The organism is Streptomyces katrae (assembly GCF_000966975.1).
Taxonomy (GTDB): domain Bacteria; phylum Actinomycetota; class Actinomycetes; order Streptomycetales; family Streptomycetaceae; genus Streptomyces; species Streptomyces katrae.
Window position 1 is genome coordinate 1 of record NZ_JZWV01001659.1, and the last position, 1,319, is coordinate 1,319.

Here is a 1,319-nt window from a genome sequence, read left to right on the forward strand (position 1 = left end):
AGGCGGGAGGGACCGGGGGCCCGGCGGTGCCCGGGGGCGGCGGGGTTTCCGTGCTCGGGACCACCGCCACGCACGTGGGCGGTGTCGGCGTGCCCGGGCCGCGGCGGGCTCCGGCGGTGCCGGCGGCTCCGGCTGCCGTCGCCCCCTCCTCACCGGCCGCGGGCCCCGCGGCGGCGGGCGGTCTGGCTCCGCTCGACGCCCGGGACACCGCGCTGGCCCTGCCCGTACCGCTGGTGGACCCGGCCGACCCGAACGCCGGGTTCCTGGCGGGACTCCTGGCCTCCTGGGTGCGGCCGGCACCGACTCCGCCGAACTGCGGCTGCGGGAGCTGCGTGCCCGGCTGGAGCTGGGCGAACTCGCCGTGGCCGCCCGGGCCCTGGCCGAGCTGGAGGCCAAGTACCCGGACGACTGGCGGGTGGTGTGGGCGCGCGGGATCGCCTCGCTGGCCACCGGGGACGACGAGATAGCGGCCCTGTCCTTCGACGCCGTCTACGACGCCTTCCCGGGCGAGCCCGCGCCGAAGCTGGCGCTCGCACTGTGCGCGGAGATTCTGGGCCAGCTGGACAACGCCGCCGAGTACTACCGGCTCGTCTGGATCACCGACCCGGGCTTCGTGAGCGCGGCCTTCGGGCTGGCCCGGGTCCAACTGGCCTCCGGCGACCGGGCCGCGGCCGTCCGTACGCTGGAGTCCGTACCGGAATCCTCGATCCACTACACCGCCGCACGGGTGGACACCGCCGCACGGGCGGCGGCCGTACGGGCACGCCTGCGCGACCGGTCGCCGCAGGAGGAGCTGCTGGCCGACCTCGGGGCGGCGTCGGACCAGGTCGAGGCGTTGCGGCGGTTCGGACTGGACCCGGAACGCCAGGAGCGGTTGGCGACGGAGGTTCTGGGCTCGGCCCTGGACTGGGTACTGTCGGGTAGCCGGGGTGCCGACCCCGGCCGGAGCTCGTTGCTCGGCAGTCAACTGGACGAGCGGGGGCTGCGCTTCGGCCTGGAGCGCTCCTACCGCGTCCTCGCCCGGCTGGCACAGCGGGGCGAGGAGAGGATCGAACTGGTGGAGCGGGCCAACCGTTTCCGTCCCCGGACGTGGGTGTGAGTGATGTCGATGCATCGGCTGTCGGGCTGCCCCAGCTGCGCGGAGCCCCTGGAGGAGGGTGACCGTTTCTGCGGGGTGTGCGGGTACGCCCTCTCCGCCCCTCCCGCGCCCCCGGACCGCACACCAACCCTGCCCGACCCCGCCCCCGGCGGCGACCTCGGGGCGGGACCGGCGGTGGGCGGGACCCCGGCGTGGGCGGGCGCGGCCGCTGCTCCGGCGC

General features: G+C 76.6%; 1 protein-coding gene and 1 pseudogene. Both read left to right on the top strand.

The window, feature by feature from the left end; genetic code table 11:
* Nucleotides 1–1,099, top strand: a pseudogene (locus VR44_RS39905) (tetratricopeptide repeat protein); the annotation flags it as partial.
* Between the two features lie 3 nt (nucleotides 1,100–1,102).
* Nucleotides 1,103–1,319 (top strand): zinc-ribbon domain-containing protein (locus tag VR44_RS48195; RefSeq protein ID WP_245692915.1); only part of this gene is annotated, 217 nt, incomplete at its 3' end.